Raw genomic sequence first — 25999 nt, 5'->3', positions numbered from 1 at the left:
CGGGTAGACGGGGATGCCGTAGCGGCCGTACTTCACGGTGCAGTCGTCGTAGTCCTTGTGTACAGGAGACCGACACCACCTCGGCGATCAGCAGCACGTCCTTGAAGCCGTAGTGCTTGCCCTGCCGCTGGGCGTCCTCCCGCATGATCGTGCGGCTCCGCCGCGTGAAGGGTTCCGCCCCGGCCTCCGGCCCTCGATCGCCGGGCGGGCCGGAAAATCCGGCCCGCCCGGCGGTCGAGGACACGCCCGAAGGGCGTCCGGGGTCCGGGGCCCGCCCCCGCCCTACGCGTCCTTGGGCCGGCCCCCCGCGGGACCGTCCTCCGGGGCCGGGGAGGGCGCCGGGGCGGAGCCGGAAGCGGAAGCCGGGGCGGCGGCCTTCTCCCGCTCCGCCGCCGGATCCGGCGCCTCCTCGAAGTCGACCCGTCCCATGTGGCGGTTCATCGACTTCATCAGCATCCACACGCCGACGGCCAGCGCCGCGAACACCAGGAACCCCAGAACGCCCGGGGTCACCTTGTTCTTGTCGAACTTGTCCGCGGCGAGCGGCACGAACTGCGTCATTGCCAGGGTTACGTTCACGTCAGACATTGTCGCGGATGCCCGCAAACAGGTCGCTCTCGGGGAGGGACGTATCGACGAGCGACTTGGCCAGCTCGTACTCCTCCGTCGGCCAGACCTCCCGCTGGATGTCCATCGGGACGCGGAACCAGCCGCCGTCGGGGTCGATCTGCGTGGCGTGCGCGATCAGCGCCTTGTCGCGGATCTCGAAGAAGTCCGCACACGGAACGTACGTGGTCAGCGTGCGCTCGGCGCGCTGGAACTCCTTCCAGCGCTCCAGCCACTCACCGTACGGCGACTCCATGCCGCGCTCGATCAGCGCCTCGTGGAGCGCGACGGTGCGCGGCCGGTTGAAGCCCTGGTTGTAGTAGAGCTTCTGCGGCTGGTAGGCCGGGCCGAACTCCGCCTCCGGGAACTTCCCGGTGTCCGCGGCCCCCTCGAACGCCACCATCGTGATCTTGTGGGTCATGATGTGGTCGGGGTGCGGGTAGCCGCCGTTCTCGTCGTACGTCGTGATGACCTGCGGGCGGAACGAGCGGATCGACCTCACCAGCCGGCCCGCCGCCACGTCGACGTCCTCCAGCGCGAAGCAGCCCTGCGGCAGCGGCGGCAGCGGGTCGCCCTCCGGGAGGCCGGAGTCGACGAAGCCCAGCCACTCCTGGCGGACGCCGAGGATCTCGCGGGCCTCGTCCATCTCCTTCCTGCGGACCTCGTGGATGTTCTCCTCGATGTATCTGTCGCCCTGGAGCTTCGGATTCAGGATGGAGCCGCGCTCGCCTCCCGTGCAGGTCACGACCAGCACGTCCACCCCCTCGGACACATACTTGGCCATGGTCGCCGCACCCTTGCTCGACTCGTCGTCGGGGTGGGCGTGAACGGCCATCAGTCGCAGCTGCTCAGTCAAGACTCGATCCTCAGTGATTCGGCGCAATAAGCGGCTTCTATAGTGACCGAATCGAGGGGCGGAAAATTCCGGAGACCCCGACCCAGGAGGAACGATCATGACCACGGTGCGCGACGGCCAGGTCAGCGGTTCCGCCGCCCGGCTTCCCGAAGGCCGTTACGGCCGCTCGGCGGACGAGCGCGCGGACCGCAAGCTCAAGATCGTGGGCGCCGTGCTGGGCGCCGCGCTCGTGGCGATGGTCGGCTGGTTCGGCTACGACTACGTCGCGGGCCAGAAGATCAGCGCCGAGCTGATCAAGTTCGACACCGTCTCGGACTCCGAGGTCAAGGTCCATCTCGAAGTGCGCAAGCAGGCGGACGCGGCCGGCACCTGCACGCTGCGCTCCCTCGCGGAGGACGGCACCGAAGTGGGCCGCAGGGACGTCCGTATCGACGCGTCGGGCGCCGGGCGCACCGACGAGATCTACACCGTGCGTACGACGTCCAGGGCGACGAGCACCGAGCTGACAGGCTGCTCCGCGGACGGCGGTTCCGCGGGCTGACCTGCCCCGACGCCCGTCCGGCCGTTTTCTTCCTCCCCCTTTTCCGCCTGAATTGTTAGGCTCGTGGTTTCGCCCGCCCCTGGAGGCACATCCTTCTGGGGAGGGCGATGCTTGCTTTGTATTCCCAGTACCGACGAGGAGCACCTGTGACCCAGACCAGCGAGAGCGTCACCTGGCTGACCCAGGAGGCGTACGACCAGCTCAAGGCCGAGCTGGAGTACCTGTCGGGTCCCGCACGCACGGAGATCGCCGGCAAGATCGCGGCTGCCCGCGAAGAGGGGGACCTGCGGGAGAACGGCGGGTACCACGCGGCCAAGGAGGAGCAGGGCAAGCAGGAGCTCCGTGTGCGCCAGCTGACCCAGCTCCTGGAGAACGCGAAGGTCGGCGAGGCCCCCACGACCAGCGGCGTCGTGGCCCCCGGCATGGTCGTCAAGATCGCCTTCGACGGTGACGAGGACGACACGACGACGTTCCTGCTCGCGTCCCGTGAGTACGCGAGCTCCGACATCGAGACCTACTCGCCGCAGTCCCCCCTGGGCACCGGCGTGATGGGCAAGAAGGTCGGCGAGGACGCGCAGTACGAACTGCCGAACGGCAAGAAGGCTTCGGTGAAGATCCTCGAAGCCACGCCGTACCAGGGCTGAGCGGGAGAGAGCCGAAGCCCCCGGCCGGGATGCCCCGGCCGGGGGCTTCGTGCGTCCGTACGGTCAGACCGACGCCGAGCGGTACTTGCGGACCGCGAGGGTGCGGAAGACCACCAGGATCAGCAGCGACCACAGCACCGAGGCGAGGACCGGGTTCTGCATGGGCCAGGCGTCGGATGCCTGGAAGCCGGGCGGCAGGTTGCCGAAGAGTTCGCGGCAGGCCTGCACGGTGGCGCTGAAGGGGTTCCACTCGGCGATGTGCCGCAGGAACGCCGGCATCTGGTTCGCGTCGACGAAGGCGTTCGAGATGAACGTGAGCGGGAAGAGCCAGATCAGCCCGCCGGACGTCGCCGCCTCCGGAGTCCGGACGGAGAGGCCGATCAGGGCGCCGATCCAGGAGAAGGCGTAGCCGAGCAGGAGCAGCAGCAGGAAGCCGGCCAGGACCTTGCCGATGTTCTCGTGGACGCGCCAGCCGACGACGAGGGCGACGATCGCCAGCACCACCAGGGTGAGCGCGGTCTGCACGAGGTCGGCGAGGGTACGGCCGGTGAGGACGGCCCCGCGGGCCATGGGCAGCGACCGGAAGCGGTCGATCAGGCCCTTGTGCATGTCGTCCGCGATGCCCGCGCCCGCGCCGGCGGTCGCGAAGGTGACGGTCTGGGCGAAGATGCCCGCCATCAGGAACTCGCGGTACGCCGCGGCGGAGGTGGACCCGCCGACCTGGATGGAGCCGCCGAACACGTAGGTGAACAGCACCACGAACATGATGGGCTGGATCAGCCCGAAGATGACCATCTCGGGGATCCGGGCCATCCGGATCAGATTCCGCTTGGCGATGACGAGCGAGTCGGTGACCGACTGGGAGAGGCCGCCGGTCGGCCTCGGGGCCCGGGTACCGGGTGTGGTGTCCGTCATGACGCTCACTTGGCAGCCTCCGCTTCTTCCTCGGCGGCCTCGGCCGCGTGGCCGGTCAGGGAGATGAACACGTCGTCGAGGGTCGGCCTGCGCAGTCCGATGTCGTCGATCTCGACCCCGCGGGTGTCCAGCTCGCGGATGACCTCGGCGAGCAGCTTGGCGCCGCCGGTGACCGGGACGGTGATCCTGCGGGTGTGCCGCTCGGTCTTGCTCGCGCCCTTGCCGAAGGCGCGCAGTACCTCGTCGGCGGTGGTGAGGTGCTCGGGGTCGTGCACGACGACCTCGATGCGCTCCCCGCCGGTCTGGGCCTTGAGCTCGTCGGAGGTGCCGCGTGCGATGACACGGCCGTGGTCGATGACGCAGACGTTGTGGGCGAGGTGGTCGGCCTCCTCGAGGTACTGGGTGGTGAGCAGGAGCGTCGTACCGCCCGCGACCAGTTCCTGGATGACCTCCCACAGCTGCTGGCGGTTGCGCGGGTCGAGTCCGGTCGTCGGCTCGTCCATGAACATCACGGGCGGGGAGACGACCAGCGCGGCGGCGAGGTCGAGGCGGCGGCGCATGCCGCCGGAGTACGTCTTGGCCGTGCGGTCGGCGGCGTCGGCCAGGTTGAAGCGCTCCAGCAGCTCGGCCGCCCGTACCTTCGACGCCTTCGCGGACATCTGGTAGAGCCTGCCGACCATCTGGAGGTTCTCGCGCCCGGTGAGGTACTCGTCGACGGCGGCGAACTGGCCGGACAGCCCGATGGAGCGGCGCACTTCGTTGGGGTGCTTGAGGACGTCGATGCCCGCGACGACCGCCGTTCCGCTGTCGGGCCGCAGGAGGGTGGTCAGGACGCGCACGGCGGTGGTCTTGCCGGCGCCGTTGGGGCCGAGCAGGCCCAGGACCGTGCCTTCCGGCACGTCGAGGTCGACACCGTCGAGGGCCTTCACGTCGCCGAAGGTCTTGACCAGACCTTCGGCGTAGATGGCGCCTGGCATAAGGGGTCCCCCATGGTTTCCGGTGATTTCCTACGCGAATCCTAGGTTTGCCGCACTTTTCGTGCGCGACGAAACAGTGACGCACGGCACACCATAACGCGATACATCGCGTCGGGGGAGGGTTTTGCGCAACCCTTGCGCCTCCTACGGCAGAACCGTGTACCCCGCCTCCCGCAGCACCGCCCCGATCTCCGAGCAGTGCTCGGGCCCCTTCGTCTCCAGGTGCAGCTCCACCTCGGCCTCCGTGAGCCCGAGCCGCGGGTCGGTCCGTACATGACCCACGTCCAGGACGTTGACGTCCACCACCGACAGCGCCCCCAGGAGCGTGGCCAGGGCCCCGGGCCGGTCCGTCAGACGCAGCCGCAGCGACAGGTACCGGCCCGCCGCCGCCATGCCGTGCCGCAGGATGCGCTGCATCAGCAGCGGGTCGACGTTGCCGCCCGACAGCACCGCGACCACCGGCCCCTCGAACGTGTCCGGCTTGCTCAGCAGGGCCGCGACCGGGCTCGCCCCGGCCGGCTCGACGACCATCTTGGCCCGCTCCAGGCAGAGCAGCAGGGCACTCGACAGCTCGTCCTCGGAAACCGTCACGACCCCGTCGAGCAGCTGGTCGATCACCGCGAACGGCACGTCGCCGGGACGCCCCACCTTGATGCCGTCCGCCATCGTCTGCGCCGTGTCGATCGACACCGGCCGCCCCGCCGCCAGCGACGGCGGGTAGCACGCCGCGTTCGCCGCCTGGACGCCGATGATCCGCACGTCGGGGCGCAGCGCCTTGACCGCGATCGCGATCCCGGCGGCCAGTCCGCCGCCGCCCACCCCGACGACGATCGTCCGCACCTCGGGGCACTGCTCCAGGATCTCCAGGCCGAGGGTGCCCTGCCCGGCGACGATGTCGGGGTGGTCGAAGGGGTGGATGAAGGCCGCGCCCGTCGTGTCGGCGTACTCCTCCGCGGCGGCCAGCGTCTCGTCGACGACCTGCCCGTGCAGGCGCACCTCCGCGCCGTACTCCCGGGTCGCCGCGACCTTCGGCAGGGGCGCCCCGAGCGGCATGAAGACCGTGGACCGTACGCCGAGCAGGGTCGAGGCCAGGGCGACGCCCTGCGCGTGGTTGCCCGCACTGGCGGCGACCACTCCCGCCGCGCGCTGCTCCGGGGACAGTCCGGCGATCCGTACGTACGCGCCGCGCAGCTTGAACGAACCGGTCCGCTGGAGGTTCTCGCACTTCAGGTGGACCGGGGAGCCGACCAGGTGCGACAGGTACCGGCTGCCCTCCATCGCCGTGGCCCGCGCCACACCGGAGAGCATCTTCTGCGCCCCGCGGATGTCGTCGAGGAGGAGGGTGCGCAAGGGGTCGGGCGTACTGAAGCTCATGACGGCAAGTCTGGCAGCTCACCCGCCACGGGACGGTCCGGGCCCGGGCCCCGCCACCGTTTCCCGCAGCGCCGGTACGCGTCCGCTGCCACCCGCGTACTCTGTCCCCCACCACACCGACCGCCGCACGAAGAGAGCCCCCAGCCATGCCCATTTCCCAGGACATGACGACTGATCCGGACACCGGCCTCCTCGATGCCCTCCAGCACCAGGTGGCCGTCTTCGCCCGCCGTGCCGAGCAGACCCGGCTCGGCGGAGTGGGCCAGGTCCGCAACTCCATGGACCGCGCGGCCTACCTGCTGCTCAACCGGCTCGACCGGGAGGGCCCGATGGGCGTCAAGGCACTGGCCGCGGGCATGGGGATCGACTCCTCGACCGTGACCAGGCAGGTCGCGCCGCTCGTCGACACGGGCCTGGTCAAGCGCACGTCGCACCCGGAGGACGGCCGCGCGGTCGTGCTCCAGCTGTCCCCGCGCGGCCAGGCGCGGCTCGACGAGGTGCGGTCGTCGCGGCGCGAACTGATGGCGCAGGTGACCGAGGGCTGGACCCAGGAGGAACGTGACTCCTTCTGCACGCTCCTCACGCGCTTCAACTCCGCGCTGTCCGCGCGCCAGAGCGCGGCGGGGGCGGAAGCCGGCCCCGGGAGCGGCGCCGAGGCCGGGACCTTGACCGTGACCGGGTCCGGGGCAGGGCCCGCAGCCGGATTCGAGGCCGGGCCCGCAGCCGGATCCGAGGTGCCTCCGGCCTCTTGACCCGGGGCCTTCTCCTGCCCTGATATGAGGGCGTGCGAGAGCGGCAGGCGGTCCGGCACCGCCGCAGGACCCGTGAGTTCGAGGCGTTCGTCGCGGGCGCGGCAGGACGGCTGCTGCATGCCGCGACACTGCTGACGGCCGAGCCCCGGGAGGACAACCCGCGGGCCCGGCGGCTGCTGACGGCCGCGCTCTCCCGTACGTACGCGGCCTGGGAACGGCTGCGCGGCGAGGACCCGTACGAGCACACCCGCCAGGAACTCGCGACCCGTTTCGCGCGCACCGCGTGGCACCGCCGCGGGCCCCGCACCGGGGACGGGGTCCTGGCGCGGCTGACCCCGCAGGAGCGGCTGGTCCTGGTCCTGCGCCTGTACGAGGGCGTCACCGAGGAGCAGGCCGCGGCGCAGCTCGGCCTCTCCGCGCAGCGGGTCCGGGCGATCTGCACGCGCGCGGTGGCGGCGATGCGCAGCCGGCCGCCCGCGCCGGCCGGGCCGGTACCGAAGGCGGCGACGCCCCCGTGAGCTTCCCCGACCGCAAGCAGGACGAGGTCCGGCGGATGCTGGAGGGAGCGCACCCGCCGGTCCCCGCGGACCTCGGCCCGCGCGCCGCCGCACGCGGCGCACGCGTCCTGCGACGGCGGCGGCGCGTGCGGCGGCTGCTGTGGCTGCTGCTCGTGGTGGCGGCGGTGGCGTTCGCGGTGTGGGCGTCGGTGGAGCAGCCGTGGGTGGCGCCGCCCACGGAGGTGACACCGCCCCTGGAGGGCTTCTAGCCCGCCGCGGCGCCTCAGCCCAGCATCTGCTTCAGGTCGGCCAGCAGGTCGTCGCCCGACTCGATGCCCACCGACAGCCGCACCAGGTCCGCCGGAACCTCCAGCGCGGACCCCGCCGCCGACGCGTGCGTCATCCGGCCCGGGTGCTCGATCAGCGACTCGACGCCGCCCAGCGACTCGCCCAGCGTGAAGAGCCGCGCGCGGTTGCAGACCTCGACCGCCGCCTCCTCGCCGCCGTCGACGCGGAACGACACCATGCCGCCGAACGCCTTCATCTGCTTGGCCGCGGTCTCGTGGCCCGGGTGCTCCGGCAGCCCCGGGTACAGGACCTGGCTGACCCGGGGGTGGCGGGTCAGCATGTCCGCGACGCGCGTGGCGTTCTCGCTGTGCCGGTCCATCCGCACCGCCAGCGTCTTGATGCCGCGCAGCACGAGCCACGCGTCGAACGGCCCGGCGACCGCGCCCATCGCGTTCTGGTGGTACGTCAGCTCCTCGCCCAGCGCCGCGTCGCTCACGATCAGCGCGCCGCCGACGACGTCCGAGTGCCCGCCCATGTACTTCGTCGTCGAGTGCACCACGACGTCCGCGCCGAGCGCGAGCGGCTGCTGGAGGTAGGGGCTCGCGAAGGTGTTGTCGACGACCAGGCGCACACCGGCCGCGCGCGCGACGCCCGCGAGCGCCTCGATGTCACTGATGCCCAGGAGCGGGTTGGAGGGCGTCTCGACCCAGATGACCTTGGTCTTCGGGGTGAGGGCGGCCCGTACCGCCGCGGGGTCGGAGGTGTTCGCGACCGAGAAGGTCACGCCCCACCGGGAGACGACCTTGGCGAAGAGCCGGAAGGTGCCGCCGTACGCGTCGTTCGGGATGACCACGTGGTCGCCGGGGCTCAGCAGGGTCCGCAGCAGGCAGTCCTCCGCCGCCAGGCCCGACGCGAAGGCCAGCCCGAGGCTGCCGCCTTCGAGCGCCGCGAGGTTCTCCTCCAGCGCGGTGCGGGTCGGGTTGGCGCTGCGGCTGTACTCGTAGCCGCCGCGCAGTCCGCCCACGCCGTCCTGCTTGTACGTGGACACCTGGTAGATCGGCGGGACGACCGCGCCCGTGAGGGGGTCCGCGGTGTTGCCGGCGTGGATCGCGAGGGTCTCGAAACTGTGCTGGTCGCTCATGGGAACGAGGGTAGTTCGTCGGCGCCCGCGCCCCGGCTGCATTCGGGTCCGTCCCGGTCCCGTCCCGGTCCCTTTTCTGTCCCTTCCCTGTCCCGTCCCGCCGGCGTCCGGGAGTGCCCGTGAGCGTCCGCGAGCGTCCGGGACAATGGAGCCATGGAGATTCTCTGGTTCCTGATCGCCCTGTGCATGCTGGCGGCGGTCATCGGCCCCGTGGTACTGCGCAGGCGCGGCGGCGGCATCCGCCTCGTCGCGCCCGGCTCCCCCGACGCCGCCGACCCGGCCGACTACGGCTTCGTACGCCAGGAACTGCTCGACGTCCGCATGCCGGGCCCGGACCAGGACCTGGAGGACGTACTCGAAGTGGTGCAGCGCTCCCAGGACTGGCGGGCCGCCGCGCAGCTGCTGGCCGGGACGCCCGGGGAGGGCGAGGTGCGCTGGCAGCGCGTGCAGGCCTTCGCCGGGGCCGCGTCGCTGGAACTGGCGGGCCGGCCCGGCGAGGGCGGGCGCTGGCTGCGGGCATGGCGGGCGGATTCGCCGAAGGACGCGGGCGGCGCGCAGGTGCACGCCGAGTTCCTGGTGCAGCAGGCGTGGCGCACGTCGACGCCGGGCACCGACGACTTCCGGATCATCCTGGAGGAGGCCCGTACGGTGTGCGGCGAGGCGGCGCTGCTGGCGCCGGGCGACCCCGTCCCCTGCATCACCGAGCTCGCCGTCGCGCGCGGACTGGCCTACTCCGAGCCGGAGTTCGACCAGCTGTGGGCGAAGGTCCTGGACCGCGCGCCGGACCACATGGGCGCGCACCTCGCCGCGCTGAGCTACCGCAGCGAGAAGTGGCACGGCTCGCGCGAGGCCGCCGACGCCTTCGCCACCGCGGCCGCCGCCCGCGCCCCGCAGGGGTCGCTGCTCGCGGCGCTGCCCCTGTTCGCGGTGTACGAGCACCTGCCCGAGGTCAATCTCGTGAACGGCTTCTACCAGAGCGCGGTCGTGTCGAGGGCGATGGAGGGCGCGCTCTACGCGGTGCACGCCGCACGGCCCGACGACCCGATGCTGGCGCACGTGCGCCACCTGCTGGTCCTCTTCCTCGTACGCGCCGAACGCTGGTCCGAGGCGATGAACCAGTTGCGGCACGTGGACGGGCACGTCGGCGCCCTGCCCTGGACGCACAGCCCCGACCCGGCGGCGGACTACGCGGTGTACCGGGCGCTGGCGGTCGCCGGGTACGAGGCGAACGGCGGCAGCCCGGCGACGCTGCCCCACTGACGCCCCGTCCTCGCGGGCAGCGCCTCCGCCCTGCCCGGCCGGCATCCGCCAGGAGGTCACCGAGCGCGCCCCGCACCACTACGAGGCCCCTTCTCGGCGCTCCGGTACGGGTGCGGGAAGTGGCGCGGCTCGGAGGAGCCGGCCCGCGCGTTCGCCGCGCAGGCGGCGCGAAACGCTCCGCCGGGCAGCCTGATGACGGCGTTCCCGCTGATCGCGCACTTCGAGCACGACGAGTCGGACTCCACGGACGCCGACCGCACGCCCGGGATGCACGCGCCGGCCGACGCGGCCCCGGCCGGCCCGGACCACCCGCGCCTGCCGGAGGTCCGCCACCTGCTGGCGTACTACCTGTCCCTCCAGGACCGCGACGAGGCCGCCGTCGAACAGTTCCGCCTCGTCGACGGCCTCGTCGACGGCCATGCCGACGCCCTGCCGTGGCGCCACCGGGGCGACCCGGCGGCGTCGTACTGCGAGCTGCGCGTCGCAGGCGTGGCCGCCACGGCGGCGGCCGGCCGACGCGGAATTCCGGGCGGCGCCGGAGCGTTGATCCCGGTGCCGCTCCCCGCGCCCCACGCCCCACGCCCCCGTGAAGGAGACCGACTCATGCTGTTCGGCCGTACCCCCCAGCTCCCCACCCCCGAGCAGGCCCTGAAGGGCCGCCCGGCCCCCGAGTTCGAGCTCCCCTCCCGCCACACGGTCCTCGGCAACCCGCTCGTGGGCCCGTATCCGGACGGCCTGGAGACCGCGGACTTCGGCATGGGCTGTTTCTGGGGCGCGGAGCGCACGTTCTGGCGGACGGAGGGCGTCTGGACGACGCTCGTCGGCTACCAGGGCGGCTACACCGAGAACCCGGCGTACGAGGAGGCCTGCTCGGGCCTGACGGGCCACACGGAGGCGGTGCGCGTCGTCTTCGACCCGTCGGTCGTCTCGTACGAGCAGCTGCTGAAGGTCTTCTGGGAGAACCACGACCCGACCCAGGGCTTCCGCCAGGGCAACGACGTGGGCACGCAGTACCGCTCGGCGATCTACACCCACTCCCCCGCCCAGGCCGCGGCGGCGGAGGCCTCCCGCGAGGCGTACCAGAAGGTCCTCACGTACTCCGGCCACTCCACGATCACCACGGAGATCCTCCCGGCCGACACCCGCCCGTTCTGGCCGGCCGAGCCGTACCACCAGCAGTACCTCGACAAGAACCCGGCGGGCTACTGCGGCATCGGCGGGACGGGCGTCTCCTGCCCGATCGGCGTCGCGAAGGCCGACGGCTGAGCCCCCCGGCCGGCCGCGGCGGCGACGCCGGAGGCGCTGCCCGCCGGCCGCTCGGGCCCGCCGCCGTTCCCGCTCCGTCCTTCGTTTATTCGTTGGCGGCCGGCGGCGGCAGGCGCGAGCATCGGGGAATGCGCACCTTCCTGGAGACCGAGCGGCTCGTACTGCGGCCGTTCGGCGAGGACGACGACGTCGAGCGGCTGGTCCGGCTCGACAGCGACCCCGAAGTCATGCGCTTCGTCAACGGCGGGCGGCCCACCTCCCGCGCGCACGTCGTCGAGCGGGTGCTTCCGCGGCTGACGCACGATCACCCGTGCATCGGGACCCGCGGGTTCTGGGCCGCCGAGGAGAAGGCGACCGGCGCGTTCCTCGGCTGGTTCGAGTTCCGGCCGCCGGCGGACGACTGCGCCGATGCCGTCGAGCTCGGGTACCGGCTGGGGCGGTCCGCCTGGGGGCGCGGTTACGCCACCGAGGGAGCCCGCGCCCTGATCCGCAAGGGGTTCACCGACTTCGGCGTGCAGAGGGTCACCGCGGACACCATGTACGTCAACTCCCGCTCGCGGCGCGTGATGGAGAAGGCGGGGCTCGTCTTCGTACGCCGGTGGTACGGGGAGTGGCCCGACAGGATCGACGGCTGGGAGCACGGGGACGTCGAGTACGCCCTGGAGCGGAGCCGGTGGAACGGCCGCGGCGACGCCGGCCGCCCGTAGCGGGCAGCCGGGGGCGGCACCGCGTCACCCCGCCTGCTGCCGCATCCTCGCCGCCGTGTGCGCCGCTTCGTAGCCGGGGGCCACGCCGTCCGCCAGGACGACGTCCGCGGTGATGTGCCGGGTACGCAGCGGCACGATCTCCCGGTAGGCGTCGGAGTCGTACCAGCCACGCGCCTGGTCGATGTCCGGGAAACCTATGACGACCAGGTACCCGGGCCACTCCCCCTCACGGACCTCCACCTCGGTCCCGTGGACGAGGAAGCGGCCCGCGAAGGGGTCGAGGGTGGCCTGGATCCGCTCCATGTACACGAAGACGTCCTCGTGCCGGGCGGCGGCGTGCAGGTGACCGACGGCGTAGGCGCTCATGGTCTTCCTCCCCGGAAGGATGTGACGAGCTGGTGCGTCACATCCTTCCGGGGGGCGCCACGGCCGTCGATTACCTCCCGGGTCATGCGGGACCGTGCGATGCGGAACCGGCTCCCGGCCCCGGCCCCGGCCCCGGCGTCAGATCGTCGCCGCGTCGATCACGAAGCGGTAGCGGACGTCGCTCGCGAGCACCCGCTCGTACGCCTCGTTGATCCGGTCCGCGTCGATCAGTTCGATCTCCGCGCCCAGCCCGTGCCGCGCGCAGAAGTCGAGCATCTCCTGCGTCTCGGGGATGCCGCCGATCATCGAGCCGGCCAGGGTCTTGTTGCCGCCGATCAGCGAGAACATGTTGAGCGAGTTGGGCTCTTCGGGGGCGCCGACGTTCACGAACGCCCCGCCCACCTTGAGCAGGCTCAGGTAGGCGTCCATGTCGAGCGGCGCGGAGACCGTCGAGACGATCAGGTCGAAGGAGCCGGCCAGCTCCTCGAAGGTCTTCGGGTCGCTGGTCGCGTAGAAGTGGTCGGCGCCGAGCTTCAGCCCGTCCTCCTTCTTGCGGAGGGTCTGGCTCAGTACGGTCACCTCGGCGCCCAGCGCGTCGGCGATCTTGACGCCCATGTGGCCGAGACCGCCCAGACCGAGGATCGCGACCTTCTTGCCGGGGCCCGCCTGCCAGTGGTTGAGCGGCGAGTAGAGGGTGATGCCGGCGCACAGCAGCGGGGCGGCGACGTCCAGCGAGAGGCCCTCGGGGATGCGGACGGCGTAGTTCTCGTCGACGACGAGGTGGGTGGAGTAGCCGCCGTAGGTCGGCTCGCCGTTCTTGTCGAGGGCGTTGTACGTACCGGTCGAGCCCTTCGCGCAGTGCTGCTCCTGGCCCGCGAGGCAGGCCTCGCACTCCCGGCAGGAGTCGACGAGGCAGCCGACGCCGACCCGGTCGCCGACCGCGTACTTGCTGACGCCGGGGCCGACCGCGGTGACGATGCCGGCGATCTCGTGGCCGGGGACCATCGGGTAGATGCCCTCGCCCCAGCCGTCGCGGGCCTGGTGGATGTCGGAGTGGCAGATGCCCGCGTACTTGATCTCGATCAGCACGTCGTGCTCGCCGACCGGGCGGCGCGGTACGGAGGTCTTCTCCAGCGGGGCGCCGGCGGAGGGGGCGGCGTATGCGGCGACAGAAGTAACAGGGGTGGCAGGGGAAACAGAAGTGCTCATGGCGACCAGCCTGCGGGAACCGCGGGCATCCACCCAGCCCCCTGTTGAGCGTACGTCCGCCGTGCGTACCACTGGCGGGGTCAGGATCACCGTCGTACGACAGGCGATACTTGGCCTTATGGACCAGCGCGCCGAACTGAGTGAGTTCCTCCGCTCCCGCCGTGCGCGGCTCAAGCCCGAGGACGTGGGCCTGCCCGACTTCGGCAGGCACCGCCGCGTCCCGGGCCTGCGCCGCGAGGAGCTGGCACAGCTGGCGGGGGTCTCGGTCGCGTACTACACCCGTCTTGAGCAGGGCAACGGCCGCAACGTCTCCATGGGCGTACTGGACGCGATCGCCCGCGCCCTGCGGCTGTCCGACGCCGAGCGCGACCACCTCACGCACCTCGCCAAGCCCTCGCAGAAGCGCAGGCGTCCGACGCGGCCGCAGCGTCTGCGGCCCGGTCTCCAGCAGCTGATGGACGCCATGGAAGGGGTGCCGGCGTACGTCATGGGGCGGCGCACCGACGTCCTCGGCTGCAACCGCATGGCGCGCGTGCTGTTCGGCGACATCACCGCGCTCCCCGCCGAGGAGCGCAACCTCGCGCGTCTCCTCTTCCTGGGCGACGGCTTCCGGGACGTGTACGCCGACTGGGAGCTCAAGGCGTGCGAGGTCGTCAGCTACCTGCGGCTGGACGCGGGCTGCCACCCGGACGATCCGCTGCTGTCCGCGCTGGTCGGCGAGTTGTCGGTGAAGAACGAGCTGTTCAGGAGCTTGTGGGCCGCGCACCACGTGAAGGACAAGGGCCACGGCACCAAGCGCCTGCACCACCCCCTGGCGGGTGAGCTGACCCTGGCGTACGAGACACTGACGCTGCCCGACGACCCGGAGCAGCATCTGATCACCTTCCACGCGGAGCCGGGCTCGCCCTCGTGGGAATCCCTGCAACTGCTGGCGAACTGGGGGACGGACGTGGCCGTGGAGGTACGTGGATGAGCGACACGGAGGTGACCCTGCGCCGGGCGGACGGACCCGAGGACGCCGCCGCCCTGGCCGAGGTGTGGCTGCGGTCGTACGACGCCGCGCTGCCCACCGTGGAGCGGGCGCACGGCGACGACGGGGTGCGGGACTTCTTCCGGTACGTCGTGGTGCCGGAGCAGGAGACATGGGTGGCGGAGAGCGGCGGCGCCGTGGTGGGGATGATGGCGCTGGAGCCCGGCCGGATCGAGCAGCTGTACCTGGCGCCGGACCACCGGGGGCGCGGGATCGGCGACCGCTTCGTCCAGCTCGCGAAGGAGCGCTCGCCCGGCGGTCTGGAGCTGTGGTCCTTCCAGGTCAACGGCCCCGCCCACCGCTTCTACGCACGGCACGGCTTCCGCGCGGCCGAGCGGACGGACGGCTCGCGCAACGAGGAGCGCGAGCCGGACGTCCGTTACGTGTGGGCGCCGCCGGCCTGAGGGCCGCAGGGGAAGCGGGAACGCGAACGGCGGCGGGCGCCGCCCCCGGAGACTGGGGCGGCGCCCGCCGCCGTGCTTTCCGCGGAGAACCGGGGAAGGGGCCCGGAGAGCTCTGGTCAGACCGCGGAGCCGGCCTTCCACTGCTCCCAGTCCATGTTCCAGCCGTTGAGGCCGTTGTCGGGCTTGATGGTCTTGTCCGGGGAGTTCTTGACGATGACCACGTCACCGACGAGGGAGTTGTCGAAGAACCACGCACCCGGCTGGTTCGGGTCGTTCGCGCCCTTGGCGTCGTTCAGGCCCACGCAGCCGTGGCTGGTGTTGGCGCTGCCGAAGATCGAGTCGGCGCCCCAGTAGTTGCCGTGGATGAACGTGCCCGACGTGGACAGCCGCATGGCGTGCGGCACGTCCTTGATGTCGTACTCGCCCTTGCCGTCGTCGTCCGTGAAGCCGACCGTCGCGCCGTTCATCCGGGTCTCCTTGAACTTCTCGGAGATCACCATCTGGCCGTTGTACGTCGGGTTCTCGGGCGCGCCCGCGGAGATCGGGATCGTCTTGACCGTCTTGCCGTCCCGCGTGACCGTCATGGTCTTCGTCCGGGCGTCGACGGTGCTGACCTGGTTGCGGCCGACGCTGAAGGTGACGGTCTTGTCCTGGACGCCGTAGATGCCCTCGGCGCCCTCGACTCCGTCGAGCTCCAGCTTCATGGTGACCGTGGAGCCGCCCTTCCAGTACTCCTGGGGGCGGAAGTCCAGCCGCTGCGCGCTGAACCAGTGGCCGACGACTTCCTGGCCGCTGCTCGACGTGACCGTGATGCCCTTCTGGACGGCGGCCCTGTCGGTGATCGGCTTGTCGAAGTTGATCGACACCGGCATGCCGACGCCGACCTTGGAGCCGTCGTCGGGCGTGAAGTTCCCGATGAAGCTGTTGGCGGGCGAGACGGTGGTGAAGGACCCGTTCTCGTGCGCCTCACGGCCCTTGGAGTCGGCCGCCGTCGCCGAGATCTTGTACGTCGTCGAGCGCTCCAGCTGCGCGTCCGGCTTCCAGCTCCTGCCGTCGGCGGTGATGGTGCCCGCCACCTTCTCGCCGGCCGACGAGGTCATGGTCACCTCGGTCAGCTTGCCGTCGCTGACGGTGACCTCGGTGCCGCGGTTGATGCTGACGTTGTCGGCCCCGCCCTTGGGCGTGATCGCTATTCGCGCCTCGGAGGTGTCCTTGGCCGCCGCCTCGTCGACCTCGGCCTGTGACTTCTTCGAGCTCTCGGCAGCCGTGGTGCCGCTCCGGTCGCCGCCTTCGCTGCAGGCCGAAAGGACCAGAACGCCGCTGAGCAGTGCGGAAGCGGCCATGAGGCCCCTGCGCCGCTTGCTGTCCGTGATCACACGCTTCTCCATCATTGCCGATTCCCCACACATCCCCGGGCAGGGGCGCTGGGCAGCGCTTCCCTGCCAATGTCTTAGAACTCCTGGACCGATCCGTCCGTTCCACATCTGGGGGGGATGTGGGGAACACCACTCATCGACGCGGCCACGCCGCCGCCGGTTGCGGCGGCGGCGTGTTTTTCTTCGCCGGGCTTACCCGAGAAGCTATGCCGGCCCTTCCGTGCCGTCCTCTTCGTCCTCGTCGTCCTCGTCGTCCTCATCCAGATCCCACTCCACGGCGTCCGGGTTGTAGTCGATCCGCTCGCTGCTCCACGACGCCTGCGCGAGCTCCACCCCGGGTACGTCGCCGATCAGGTCGAACGGGTCCACGAGATGAGCGAGGGCCTCCGCGACGTCTTCCCGCACCGCGGACCGGGCATGCGTACGTTCGGCGTCCTGGGCGTGCGTGTCCTCCGTGACGTGGGCCAGAGCGGCGCCGGTGAGCGCTTCGGCGTCGGAAATTTCCAGCACCAATTCCACCTGGAGACGGACAAAGCGTGACGTGTCAGTTGCGTTCATGCGTCGGAGCGTAGGCCCACGGGCTCTCGCGACTTTCCTGCGACCCGCTGCTTTCATTAGCATCGGCGTACACGGCCAATTCCCGGTTGCCCCAAGGGGGATCGATCACGTGTCCGCACGCCGACCGCTGCTGACCGCCACCGCTGCGGGCACACTGCTGTGTGCCCTCTGGTTCGTCCCGTCCGCCAACGCGACGGCGGAGAAGGAGACACCAGCCCAGTCCCCGTCCCGACCCCAGTCCCAGCCTCAGCTCCAGCAGACCGGGGTGAACGCCTCGCAGGAGCTCGCGCTCGCCGACACGGGCAGCGTGGACACGACCCCGTATCTGCTCGGCGGCACGGCGTTCCTCGGCGTGGGCGCCGGTTTCCTGGTGTTCTCGACGCGAAGGGCCGCGCGCCCGGTCTGACGCGCGGCCCTTGTCGCCCTCCGACGTTCCGTCCGGTTACGCGAGGGGCCCGGTCACCGCCGTGACGGCCTCGACGAGCCCGCCCGCCCGTACGAAGGCGTCGGCGGCGGCCAGGTCGGGCGCGAGGTAGCGGTCGGGCCCGGGGCCCTCGACCCCCGCTTCCCGCACGGCCTTGATGACGGCCTGCGAGGCGGGCGCGGGGGTGAGTCCCTCGCGCAGCTCGATGCCGCGCGTGGCGGCGTACAGCTCGACGGCGACGATCCGCGTGAGGTTGTCGATCGCGGTCCGCAGCTTGCGCGCCGCCGACCAGCCCATGGAGACGTGGTCCTCCTGCATGGCGGAGGACGGGATCGAGTCGACCGAGGCGGGAGCCGCGAGCCGCTTCATCTCGCTGACCAGGGCGGCCTGCGTGTACTGGGCGATCATCAGGCCCGAGTCGACGCCGGCGTCGTCGGCGAGGAAGGGCGGCAGCCCGTGCGACCGGTTCTTGTCGAGGAGCCGGTCGGTGCGGCGCTCGCAGATGGAGCCGAGGTCGGCGGCGGCGATGGCGAGGAAGTCGAGTACGTACGCGACGGGCGCCCCGTGGAAGTTGCCGTTGGACTCGACGCGGCCTTCCCCGGAGCCTTCGGCCTGGGAGGTGCCCCCAAACAGCACGACGGGGTTGTCGACGGCGGAGGCGAGCTCCCGCTCGGCGACGGTGAGCGCGTACGCGAGGGTGTCGCGCCCGGCGCCGGCGACCTGGGGGGCGCAGCGCACGGAGTAGGCGTCCTGGACGCGCGGGGCGTCGTCCTGGTGGTGGCCGGTGAGGCCGGACCCGGCGAGGACGCGGAGCATGTTGTCGGCGGACGCGCCCTGGCCCGGGTGGGGCCGGATGGCGTGCAGCTCGGGCGCCAGGACCTTGTCGGTCCCGAGCAGCGCTTCGAGGCTGAGCGCGGCGGTGATGTCGGCGGAGGTGTAGAGCCGCTTCAGGTCGTCTATCGCCATGAGCAGCATGCCGAGCATGCCGTCGGTGCCGTTGAGGAGGGCCAGGCCCTCCTTCTCGCGCAGCTCGACGGGGACGATGCCGTGCGCGGCGAGCAGCTCCCCGGCGGGGCGGACGACCCCGTCGGGGCCTTCGGCGTCGCCCTCGCCCATCAGCGCGAGGGCGCAGTGGCTGAGGGGGGCGAGGTCGCCGGAGCAGCCGAGCGAACCGTACTCGTGGACGACGGGGGTGATCCCGGCGTTGAGCAGGGCCGCCATGGTCCGGGCGACGTGCGGGCGTACGCCGGTGTGGCCGGAGGCGACGGTCTTGAGCCGCAGGAACATCAGCGCGCGTACGACTTCGCGCTCGACGTGCGGGCCCATGCCGGCGGCGTGCGACCGGACGATGTTGCGCTGCAACTGGGCGCGCAGGTCCTGGCTGATGTGCCGGGTGGCGAGGGCGCCGAATCCGGTCGAGACGCCGTAGACGGGTTCGGGCTTGGCGGCGAGCGCGTCGACGATCTCGCGCGAGGCGGCGAGGGCGGCGACGGCCTCCTCGGAGAGCTCGACCCTGGCGTTGTGCCGGGCGACGGCGATGACGTCCGCCGCGGTGGTCCCGGACGTCCCCAGCACGACTGTTTGCATATTCATATTCAGAACCCTACGGATTGAATCCGCCTCTGTCACTAGTGGGCGGGGTGTGAGCCCCTTACCGGGCCGGGTGCGGTGCGGATTGGCCCGCGGCACCTTCCCCGCCCCGTCACCCACCCGGCCACCGCCCCCGGAACGCCCGCCGCTCGTGCGGCGCGGCCGGGGGCGCGTCGGCGAGGCGGACCACCGCCCCGTCCCGCCCCGCGACCACCGGCTTCGCCGAACGTGCCGCCTTCGCCCGGTACTGCGCCGCGTCCGCCAGCCGGAAGAGGCGGCGCGCGGTGCGCACCGGCCCGATCGGATCGCCGGTCGAGGCGACGCCGCACGCGACGCCCTCCCCCAGGTCCATCTCCGCCGCCCGTACGCACAGGTCCTCGGCCACCCTCACCACCGCGTCCGACGACGGCCCCACCGCCAGCAGGCAGAACTCGTCGCCCCCGAGCCGCGCCGCCAGCGCCCCCGGCAGCATCGCGCCGCACACGGACAGCACCGAGCCGAAGCGCTCCAGCAGGCGGTCGCCCACCGCGTGGCCGAGGGAGTCGTTGACCCGCTTCAGGCCGTTCAGGTCACAGACGACCAGGCTGACGACCGCCCCGGACTCCCGGTGCCGCTCCACCGCCCCGTCGAGCCCCATGTCGACGGCCCGCCGGTTCGCCAGCCCCGTGAGCGGGTCGGTGAACGCGAGCTTGCGGACCTCCTCCAGCAGCTCCGTCTGGGCGATCCCGGCCGCCACCACCGACGCGAGCACCGTCGCGAAGTCCGCGTCGGGCCGGCCGAAGACGGGCTCCCCGGCCGGCCGCGCCACGTAGAGCTCCCCCCACGCCTGCCCCCGCAGCACGATCGGCGCGACCACGCACGATCCGCGCCCGCGCCGCCGCAGGGCCGCCACCCGCTGGTGGCAGTACCCGGAGGGACCCGCGGTCCCTTCCGGAGGCCCCTCCGCCGTCTCGACCCACGCGTGCGGGCCGCCCCCGCCCGCCCACCGCTCGTGCAGGAACTCCGCGATCTCCGGAAACTGGTGCACGGGGTAGGTCTCCTCCTCGGGGAACTCCTCCTCCCCCACCACCCGCGCCCCCGCGTTGACGAGCACCCGCAACCGCCCCAGCTCGCGCTCCCACACCGAGATCGCCGCGAAGCTGCCCCCCAGGGCCTCCTTCGCCCCCAGTGCGGCCGCCCGCCAGGACTCGCGCGGGGTGTGCGCCGCCGCCATGGCCTGCGCCAGCGTCACCACGGCCCGCAACCGCGCATCCTCACCCATCTCCTCAGCTTAGGGAGTTTGGTGAGATTTGTATTGATATGCCCGTTGCCCGGCTTACCCGCCCTACTCGCCCGGCCACCGGGGCGCGCGCTTCTCGTTGAACGCCGCCACCCCCTCCGCCCGGTCGCCCGAGAAGGCCACCGACCGCCATGCCGCGTCCTCGACCTCCAGGCCGGCCCGCAGATCGAGCCCGTGCCCGAGCCGCATCGCCCGCTTCGCCGCCCGCAGCCCCACCGGCGAGTTCCCCGCGATACGGGCCGCCAGCGCCAGCGCCTCCCCCCGGTCCCGCCCGGCCTCCACCAGCACGTCGACGAGGCCGAGCCCGGCCGCCTCGTCCGCCTCCACCCGCCGCGCCGTGAACACCAGCTCCGCCGCCCGCGCCGCCCCGACCCGCCGGGGCAGCAGCTGCGTACCGCCACCGCCCGGGATGACGCCCACCGACACCTCGGGCAGCCCGACCACCGCCGTGCGGTCCGCCACGATCAGGTCGCAGGCCAGCGCCAGCTCGAAGCCCCCGCCCAGCGCGAAGCCGTGCACGGCGGCGATCGCCGGCATGGGCAGTTCCAGTACGCCGGTGTACGCGCCCCGGGCGACCGGGCGCTGACGTACCAGCTCGGCGTCCGTGAAGGAGTTCCGCTCCTTGAGGTCCGCGCCGACGCAGAACGCCCGCTCGTGGCTGGACGTCACCACCGTGACGCGCACCCGCGGGTCCGCGCCCAGCGCGTCGCACGCCGCCGCGACGGAACGGGCCATGTCGGTCGAGACCGCGTTCATCGCCTCGGGGCGGTCGAGGACCAGCTCGGCGACGTGACCGTGCCGCCGTACGCCGACGAACTCCCCGAAGCGTTCCTGTTCCCCAGTCATGCCGCACACCCTCCCGGTTAACGATCGTTACCAGGAGGATCCTAGGTGGGGCGCCTGGTCAGAAGCCATGGTTCGACCGTGCCAAGCCCGCGCACCGGCCGCTGCCACATCGGCTGGAGCGCGAAGCGGTACGAGGGCGGGGTGACGCCCTCCTGCTCCGCCTTCTCCGCCTCGGCCGCCGCCTCCGCCTCGGAGACCGGCGCGTCACCGGTCCGCGACAGCTCCTCGGCGAGCGCGCCGTCGACGAGGAGCCCGTTCTTCGGCGCTATCGAGGTGAGCCGGCTGGCCAGGTTCACGGTCGTGCCGAAGACGTCGCCCATCCGCGTGGTGACCGTGCCGAAGGCGATGCCGACGCGCAGGGCCGGCATCGTCCGGTCGGCCTCCATGGTCTCGATGAGCCGCAGCGCGATCTCGGCCGCCGTGCCCGCGTCGTCCGCCGCGTAGAGCACTTCGTCGCCGAGCGTCTTGATGAGCCGGCCGCCGTGGGCCGCGACGAGGTCCGCGCAGGTCGTCTCGAACGCCTCGACCAGCTCGCCCAGCTGCTCCTCCTCCAGGCGCCGCGTCAGCCGTGTGAACCCGACGAGGTCCGCGAAGCCGACCGCGAGCCGCCGGTCGACCATCTCCTCGTCGTCGGCGGCCTGGACGACCCGTCCGGTGGCGGCGGCGAGCTGGCGCCGCCAGACGTAGCGCAGGAACTCCTCCAGCTCGGGCAGGAGCAGCTCGACGAGCGGATACGTGACCTCGGTACGGGTCATGCCGGGCTCGGGCGGCTCGGTCAGCCCCTCCAGGAAGGAATCGATCTGCCATTCCGCCAACCGGGCGGTGGTCTGCCCGGTGGACCGGGCGACCTGCACCGCCATCGGCTCGCTGAGCAGCCCCGCCTCGACGAGACCGGCGAGCCGCCGCAGGGCCAGGACGTCCGCCTCGGTCAGGGCCTTGGCCTGCCCGATGTCGGCGAAGCCCATGGCCCGCCAGAACCGGGAGGCGAGGTCCATGGAGACACCGGCGGTACGGGCGGCCTGGAAGGGGGTGTAGCGGCGCTCGGCGCCGAGGATCAGCTGCTCCAGGCGGATGGCGAGCGGATCGTCGGTCGGCTCGGCGGTGTGGTCGACGGCGTGGTGGGGCGTGGGGTACGGCGAGGGCTCCACGGCGGCGGGCACCCCGCTCCCGGTCCCGTCCGCCCGGACGACACCGTGCACCGCGCCGTCGCCGGAGCCGGGGCGGGAGGAGGACGCGCCGGGGCGGGACGAGGACGTCGCACCCGCGGACGGCCCCTTGCCCGCGCCCGCGCCGGACGGCGCGGCCGTGCCCGGCTCCGGGTCCGTGCCCGGGTCCCGCCCCTCGCCCGCAGGGGACCCCGTGTCGTCGACGGTCACGTACCGCCTCCTGCCCGTTCCCTGCGCACTGCCCTGTGTCCTGCCGATCGTCTGTCGCGCGATCCGTCGCGGATCGCCTCAACGATACGGCAGGTGTGCCCTACCTCACTCCTCCGTCCCGTGCGCCGCCCCTGGGCCCGGCCCCGGCCTGAGGTGGACGACGTCACCGGCCCCCACCGGCTGCTGGACCCCCTCCGCCGTCGCCAGCACCAGCCGCCCGTGGCCGTCGACGGCCACCGCTTCACCGGTCACCGACCGGCCGCCGGGCAGTTCCGCCCGTACGGTGCGGCCGAGTGTCGCGCACCCCACCGCGTACGCCTCCTGGAGGCGGCAGGCCGCCGGATCGCCCCCGGCGTCCCGCCACTGGCCGTACCACTGTCCGAGCGAACGCAGGACGGAACGCAGCAGCGGGTCGCGGTCCGTCGAGACCGCTCCGGCGAGCGCGAGCGACCCCGCGCCGGGGATCGGCAGCTCCTCCTCGGTCAGGGTGACGTTGACGCCGATGCCGACGACGACACCGTCCGCCGCCCGCTCGGCGAGGATGCCGCCGGCCTTGCGTTCCTCGCTGCCGACTGTCACCAGGAGGTCGTTGGGCCACTTGAGCGCCGTGTCGACGCCCGCGGACCGGGACAGCCCGGTCGCCACCGAGACGCCGGCGAGCAGCGGCAGCCAGCCCCACTTCTCGACGGGGACCTCGGTGGGCTTGAGCAGTACGGAGAAGAAGAGCCCCGAGCGCGCGGGCGCCGACCAGCGCCGGTCGAGGCGTCCGCGGCCCTCGGTCTGCTCCTCGGCGACGAGCACCGCCCCTTCGGGCAGGCCCTCCGCCCGCGCGGCCAGGTCGGTGTTGGTGGAGCCGGTGGAGGGGACGACGTCCAGGGACGTCCACAGGCCGCCCTCTCGCACCAGTGCGCGGCGCAGCGCGTCGGCGCTGAGCGGCGGTCGGCCGAGGTCGGACCAGCGGCTGTCTGAAGCATCGGGAGGCGTCATGCAACCCAGCGTAGGTGTGGCAAACGACGCACTGCCGAGCGCCACACGCGCCGATACGCTACGTGCCAGTAGCCGTCCGCTGACCAGGCAGGGAGCCGCAACGCGATGTCCGAGCCCGAGACTGCCAACTCCGATGCACACCGTCATACGACCGCGGGCAGGATCGCGGATCTGCAACGGCGTATCGACGAAGCCACGCACGCCGGCTCCGAGCGCGCGGTCGAAAAACAGCACGCCAAAGGAAAACTGACGGCCCGTGAGCGGATCGACCTGCTCATGGACGAGGGGTCGTTCGTGGAACTCGACGAGTTCGCCCGGCACCGCTCGACGAATTTCGGCATCGAGAAGAACCGCCCGTACGGCGACGGTGTCGTCACCGGCTACGGCACCGTCGACGGCCGCCCGGTCTGCGTCTACTCGCAGGACTTCACGATCTTCGGCGGTTCGCTCGGCGAGGTCTACGGCGAGAAGATCGTCAAGGTCATGGACTTCGCGCTGAAGACCGGCTGTCCGGTCATCGGCATCAACGACGGCGGCGGCGCGCGCATCCAGGAGGGTGTCGTCGCGCTCGGCCTGTTCGCCGAGATCTTCCGCCGCAACGTCCACGCGTCGGGGGTCGTGCCGCAGATCTCGCTGATCGTCGGACCGTGCGCGGGCGGCGCGGTCTACTCGCCCGCGATCACCGACTTCACGGTGATGGTCGACCAGACCTCGCACATGTTCATCACGGGTCCGGACGTCATCAAGACGGTGACCGGCGAGGACGTGGGCTTCGAGGAGCTGGGCGGCGCGCGCACCCACAACACCACCTCGGGCGTCGCGCACCACATGGCGGGCGACGAGAAGGACGCGATCGAGTACGTCAAGTCGCTGCTGTCCTACCTGCCGTCGAACAACCTCTCCGAGCCGCCGGCCTTCCCGGAGGAGGCGGACCTGGCGACGTCCGACGAGGACCGCGAGCTGGACACGCTGATCCCGGACAGCGCCAACCAGCCGTACGACATGCACACGGCCATCGAGCACGTGCTGGACGACGGCGAGTTCCTGGAGACGCAGGCGCTCTTCGCGCCCAACATCCTCACCGGTTTCGGCCGGGTCGAGGGCAGGCCGGTGGGCATCGTCGCCAACCAGCCCATGCAGTTCGCGGGCTGTCTGGACATCAACGCCTCCGAGAAGGCCGCGCGGTTCGTGCGCACCTGCGACGCGTTCAACGTGCCGGTGCTGACCTTCGTGGACGTGCCGGGCTTCCTGCCGGGCGTGGACCAGGAGTACGGCGGCATCATCCGGCGCGGCGCGAAGCTGATCTACGCGTACGCGGAGGCGACCGTCCCGCTCATCACGGTCATCACACGCAAGGCCTTCGGCGGCGCGTACGACGTCATGGGCTCCAAGCACCTGGGCGCGGACCTGAACCTGGCCTGGCCGACCGCGCAGATCGCGGTGATGGGCGCGCAGGGCGCGGTGAACATCCTGCACCGGCGTACGATCGCGGCCGCCGACGACCCGGAGGCGGTCCGGGCGGAGCTGATCGCCGACTACGAGGACACGCTGCTGAATCCCTACGTCGCCGCCGAGCGCGGTTACGTGGACGCGGTGATCACGCCGTCGGACACCCGCCGCCACATCGTGCGCGGGCTGCGTCAGCTGCGCACCAAGCGGGAATCCCTCCCCCCGAAGAAGCACGGCAACATTCCGCTCTAGGAGCTCCAGAAAGGGCCGCTGACAATGATCAAGGTCGTACGGGGCAATCCGACCCCGGAGGAGCTGGCCGCCGCCCTGGCGGTGGTCCGGGCACGCGCCGCGGCGGCGGCCGGCCCGCCGTCCGGCGCGGCGCAGCCGCCGGCCGCCTGGTCGGACCCGGCCAGGGTGGCGCGGCAGGGGCTGCCGCAGCCGGGACCGACGGCGTGGGGCCGGACGTACTGGCCCGGCTAGCCGCACCGCGAGACGAATGAAGGCCGGACCCGCGCGCAGGCGGCGGGTCCGGCCTTCGCCGCTGTCGCCTCACAGGACCTCGGCGACGGTCTTCGCCATCAGCCGGTAGCCCGCGTCGTTGGGGTGCAGCGCGTCGCCGTGGTCGTACGCCGGGGCGAGGCGGTCGGGGTCGGCCGGGTCGGCGAGCGCCTTGTCGAAGTCGGCGTACGCGTCGAACTCCCCCGACGTACGGATCCAGTGGTTCACCTCGTCGCTGACCTGCGCCACGTGCGGTCCCCAGGGGTCGGAGCCCGCGAGCGGGAGCAGTGTCGCGCCGACGGCCCGCAGGCCCTCGGCGTGGGCGGCGCGGATCGGCTTCCGGTAGCCGGCGACGAGTTCGGCGGAGAAGACGACGGGGGAGACGAGGGGGGACGGCTTGCAGGTGGGCCGGTCCTTCGCCCCGCTGAAGCCGATGTCGTTGAGCCCTTCGAGGACGACGACGGTGGAGACGCCCGGCCGGCCGGGGGCGTCGCGGCCGAAGCGGGCGGTGGCGCGTTCGCCGTACCAGGCGGAGTCGTTGAGGACGAGGCTGCCGCCGATGCCCTGGTCGACGACGAGGTCCCGGCCGGTACGGACGCGGGCGAGGTGATCCGGGCGGTGTCCGCCCCGCTCCACTGCCGCTTCGCGGTGAGGCGGGAGCCACTGGGCGAGGCGGACGCGGCACGGGCGGCGTCCGCGGCACGGGCGGCGGGGGCGGCGGACGCGGCGGGGGCGGCGGACGCGGCGGGGCGGCCCTGGCGGCGGGGCGGCCCTGGCGGC

29 protein-coding genes are annotated in these 25999 nt (G+C 72.2%); 13 read left to right on the top strand and 16 right to left on the bottom strand.

The genetic code is table 11. The features are described 5' to 3' along the window. Window positions 1-282: 282 nt before the first annotated feature. Together ABD374_RS21715 and mca are read right to left on the bottom strand one after the other, a co-directional pair. Window positions 283-588, bottom strand: a complete 306-nt coding sequence (locus tag ABD374_RS21715) for a hypothetical protein (protein ID WP_425577299.1) — start codon at window positions 586-588, stop codon at window positions 283-285. After that, window positions 581-1462 (bottom strand): mycothiol conjugate amidase Mca, encoded by an 882-nt coding sequence (mca, locus tag ABD374_RS21710; RefSeq protein ID WP_344497255.1) that lies wholly within the window; start codon window positions 1460-1462, stop codon window positions 581-583. The genes ABD374_RS21715 and mca overlap by 8 nt, the downstream gene beginning before the upstream one ends. Window positions 1463-1559: 97 nt before the next feature. Here mca and ABD374_RS21705 point away from each other — a divergent pair, with 97 nt between their 5' ends. Both ABD374_RS21705 and greA read left to right on the top strand, forming a co-directional pair. Continuing rightward, complete coding sequence (locus ABD374_RS21705) at window positions 1560-2003, top strand: DUF4307 domain-containing protein (RefSeq protein WP_344497254.1); 444 nt, start codon at window positions 1560-1562, stop codon at window positions 2001-2003. Between the two features lie 146 nt (window positions 2004-2149). Then, window positions 2150-2647 (top strand): transcription elongation factor GreA, encoded by a 498-nt coding sequence (gene greA, locus ABD374_RS21700; RefSeq protein ID WP_344497253.1) that lies wholly within the window; start codon window positions 2150-2152, stop codon window positions 2645-2647. Between the two features lie 63 nt (window positions 2648-2710). On the opposite strand, the gene ABD374_RS21695 is transcribed toward greA, so the two are convergent. The 3 genes from ABD374_RS21695 to ilvA form a co-directional block, all read right to left on the bottom strand. Further along, window positions 2711-3571: an ABC transporter permease gene (locus ABD374_RS21695; RefSeq protein WP_425577298.1), complete on the bottom strand. Its 861-nt coding sequence runs from the start codon at window positions 3569-3571 to the stop codon at window positions 2711-2713. Then, window positions 3568-4539 carry an ATP-binding cassette domain-containing protein gene (locus tag ABD374_RS21690; RefSeq protein ID WP_344497251.1) on the bottom strand — a complete coding sequence of 324 codons (972 nt, stop codon included), beginning with the start codon at window positions 4537-4539 and terminating at the stop codon, window positions 3568-3570. The genes ABD374_RS21695 and ABD374_RS21690 overlap by 4 nt, the downstream gene beginning before the upstream one ends. 144 nt (window positions 4540-4683) lie before the next feature. Further along, a complete protein-coding gene (gene ilvA / locus ABD374_RS21685) occupies window positions 4684-5913 on the bottom strand; it encodes a threonine ammonia-lyase (protein WP_344497250.1) in 1230 nt (409 codons plus the stop codon). Between the two features lie 146 nt (window positions 5914-6059). Between ilvA and ABD374_RS21680 the strand changes: the two genes are divergently transcribed. The 3 genes from ABD374_RS21680 to ABD374_RS21670 are packed head-to-tail and all read left to right on the top strand — an operon-like array spanning window position 6060 to window position 7431. Beyond that, the gene (locus ABD374_RS21680) at window positions 6060-6665 is read left to right on the top strand and encodes a MarR family winged helix-turn-helix transcriptional regulator (RefSeq protein WP_344497249.1); all 606 of its coding nucleotides are present in this window, start codon (window positions 6060-6062) and stop codon (window positions 6663-6665) included. A gap of 32 nt (window positions 6666-6697) precedes the next feature. Continuing rightward, window positions 6698-7183, top strand: a complete 486-nt coding sequence (locus ABD374_RS21675) for a sigma factor-like helix-turn-helix DNA-binding protein (protein ID WP_344497248.1) — start codon at window positions 6698-6700, stop codon at window positions 7181-7183. Then, complete coding sequence (locus tag ABD374_RS21670; RefSeq protein ID WP_344497247.1) at window positions 7180-7431, top strand: hypothetical protein; 252 nt, start codon at window positions 7180-7182, stop codon at window positions 7429-7431. Before ABD374_RS21675 ends, ABD374_RS21670 begins: the two co-directional genes overlap by 4 nt. Before the next feature lie 14 nt (window positions 7432-7445). Here the strand turns inward: ABD374_RS21670 and ABD374_RS21665 are convergent, their stop codons facing one another. After that, window positions 7446-8591: a cystathionine gamma-synthase gene (locus ABD374_RS21665; protein WP_344497246.1), complete on the bottom strand. Its 1146-nt coding sequence runs from the start codon at window positions 8589-8591 to the stop codon at window positions 7446-7448. Between the two features lie 153 nt (window positions 8592-8744). Here ABD374_RS21665 and ABD374_RS21660 point away from each other — a divergent pair, with 153 nt between their 5' ends. From ABD374_RS21660 to ABD374_RS21650, 3 genes are all read left to right on the top strand, one after another. Beyond that, entirely contained in the window at window positions 8745-9851 is a 1107-nt protein-coding gene (locus tag ABD374_RS21660; protein ID WP_344497245.1) for a hypothetical protein, read from the top strand. Window positions 9852-10454: 603 nt separating this feature from the next. After that, window positions 10455-11117 carry a peptide-methionine (S)-S-oxide reductase MsrA gene (msrA, locus tag ABD374_RS21655; protein WP_344497306.1) on the top strand — a complete coding sequence of 221 codons (663 nt, stop codon included), beginning with the start codon at window positions 10455-10457 and terminating at the stop codon, window positions 11115-11117. A 128-nt stretch (window positions 11118-11245) separates the two neighbouring features. Continuing rightward, complete coding sequence (locus tag ABD374_RS21650; RefSeq protein WP_344497244.1) at window positions 11246-11824, top strand: GNAT family N-acetyltransferase; 579 nt, start codon at window positions 11246-11248, stop codon at window positions 11822-11824. Window positions 11825-11848: 24 nt separating this feature from the next. Here the strand turns inward: ABD374_RS21650 and ABD374_RS21645 are convergent, their stop codons facing one another. Together ABD374_RS21645 and ABD374_RS21640 are read right to left on the bottom strand one after the other, a co-directional pair. Next, on the bottom strand, window positions 11849-12190 hold the full coding sequence (locus tag ABD374_RS21645; RefSeq protein ID WP_344497243.1) for a DUF1330 domain-containing protein: 342 nt from the start codon (window positions 12188-12190) through the stop codon (window positions 11849-11851). A 138-nt stretch (window positions 12191-12328) separates the two neighbouring features. After that, complete coding sequence (locus tag ABD374_RS21640) at window positions 12329-13399, bottom strand: NAD(P)-dependent alcohol dehydrogenase (RefSeq protein WP_344497242.1); 1071 nt, start codon at window positions 13397-13399, stop codon at window positions 12329-12331. Window positions 13400-13517: 118 nt separating this feature from the next. Here ABD374_RS21640 and ABD374_RS21635 point away from each other — a divergent pair, with 118 nt between their 5' ends. After that, window positions 13518-14372 carry a helix-turn-helix transcriptional regulator gene (locus ABD374_RS21635; RefSeq protein ID WP_344497241.1) on the top strand — a complete coding sequence of 285 codons (855 nt, stop codon included), beginning with the start codon at window positions 13518-13520 and terminating at the stop codon, window positions 14370-14372. Continuing rightward, the gene (locus ABD374_RS21630) at window positions 14369-14833 is read left to right on the top strand and encodes a GNAT family N-acetyltransferase (protein WP_344497240.1); all 465 of its coding nucleotides are present in this window, start codon (window positions 14369-14371) and stop codon (window positions 14831-14833) included. Before ABD374_RS21635 ends, ABD374_RS21630 begins: the two co-directional genes overlap by 4 nt. 116 nt (window positions 14834-14949) lie before the next feature. On the opposite strand, the gene ABD374_RS21625 is transcribed toward ABD374_RS21630, so the two are convergent. Together ABD374_RS21625 and ABD374_RS21620 are read right to left on the bottom strand one after the other, a co-directional pair. Beyond that, entirely contained in the window at window positions 14950-16221 is a 1272-nt protein-coding gene (locus ABD374_RS21625; protein WP_344497305.1) for a L,D-transpeptidase, read from the bottom strand. A 192-nt stretch (window positions 16222-16413) separates the two neighbouring features. Then, a complete protein-coding gene (locus ABD374_RS21620; RefSeq protein ID WP_344497239.1) occupies window positions 16414-16767 on the bottom strand; it encodes a hypothetical protein in 354 nt (117 codons plus the stop codon). 109 nt (window positions 16768-16876) lie between these two features. Here ABD374_RS21620 and ABD374_RS21615 point away from each other — a divergent pair, with 109 nt between their 5' ends. Next, window positions 16877-17173, top strand: a complete 297-nt coding sequence (locus ABD374_RS21615) for a hypothetical protein (protein ID WP_344497238.1) — start codon at window positions 16877-16879, stop codon at window positions 17171-17173. A gap of 36 nt (window positions 17174-17209) precedes the next feature. On the opposite strand, the gene hutH is transcribed toward ABD374_RS21615, so the two are convergent. The 5 genes from hutH to ABD374_RS21590 form a co-directional block, all read right to left on the bottom strand. Beyond that, on the bottom strand, window positions 17210-18778 hold the full coding sequence (gene hutH, locus ABD374_RS21610) for a histidine ammonia-lyase (protein WP_344497304.1): 1569 nt from the start codon (window positions 18776-18778) through the stop codon (window positions 17210-17212). A gap of 115 nt (window positions 18779-18893) precedes the next feature. Further along, a complete protein-coding gene (locus tag ABD374_RS21605) occupies window positions 18894-20042 on the bottom strand; it encodes a GGDEF domain-containing protein (RefSeq protein WP_344497237.1) in 1149 nt (382 codons plus the stop codon). A 63-nt stretch (window positions 20043-20105) separates the two neighbouring features. Then, entirely contained in the window at window positions 20106-20906 is an 801-nt protein-coding gene (locus tag ABD374_RS21600) for an enoyl-CoA hydratase/isomerase family protein (RefSeq protein WP_344497236.1), read from the bottom strand. Between the two features lie 41 nt (window positions 20907-20947). Beyond that, window positions 20948-22054, bottom strand: coding sequence for an adenylate/guanylate cyclase domain-containing protein (locus tag ABD374_RS21595; RefSeq protein ID WP_344497303.1), 1107 nt, complete (start codon window positions 22052-22054; stop codon window positions 20948-20950). A 333-nt stretch (window positions 22055-22387) separates the two neighbouring features. After that, window positions 22388-23269: a biotin--[acetyl-CoA-carboxylase] ligase gene (locus ABD374_RS21590; RefSeq protein WP_344497235.1), complete on the bottom strand. Its 882-nt coding sequence runs from the start codon at window positions 23267-23269 to the stop codon at window positions 22388-22390. Between the two features lie 105 nt (window positions 23270-23374). Here ABD374_RS21590 and ABD374_RS21585 point away from each other — a divergent pair, with 105 nt between their 5' ends. Further along, complete coding sequence (locus ABD374_RS21585; protein WP_344497234.1) at window positions 23375-24970, top strand: acyl-CoA carboxylase subunit beta; 1596 nt, start codon at window positions 23375-23377, stop codon at window positions 24968-24970. Between the two features lie 24 nt (window positions 24971-24994). Continuing rightward, window positions 24995-25201 (top strand): acyl-CoA carboxylase epsilon subunit, encoded by a 207-nt coding sequence (locus ABD374_RS21580; protein ID WP_344497233.1) that lies wholly within the window; start codon window positions 24995-24997, stop codon window positions 25199-25201. Between the two features lie 69 nt (window positions 25202-25270). Here the strand turns inward: ABD374_RS21580 and ABD374_RS21575 are convergent. Beyond that, the coding region (locus ABD374_RS21575; protein ID WP_344497232.1) for a GDSL-type esterase/lipase family protein at window positions 25271-25999 on the bottom strand (729 nt) is incomplete at its 5' end.

The sequence above is a fragment of the Streptomyces enissocaesilis genome (genome assembly GCF_039533765.1).
Taxonomy (GTDB): Bacteria; Actinomycetota; Actinomycetes; order Streptomycetales; family Streptomycetaceae; genus Streptomyces; species Streptomyces enissocaesilis.
Note: the sequence above shows the minus strand (reverse complement) of the source record. Positions and strands in the feature narration are given on the sequence as shown.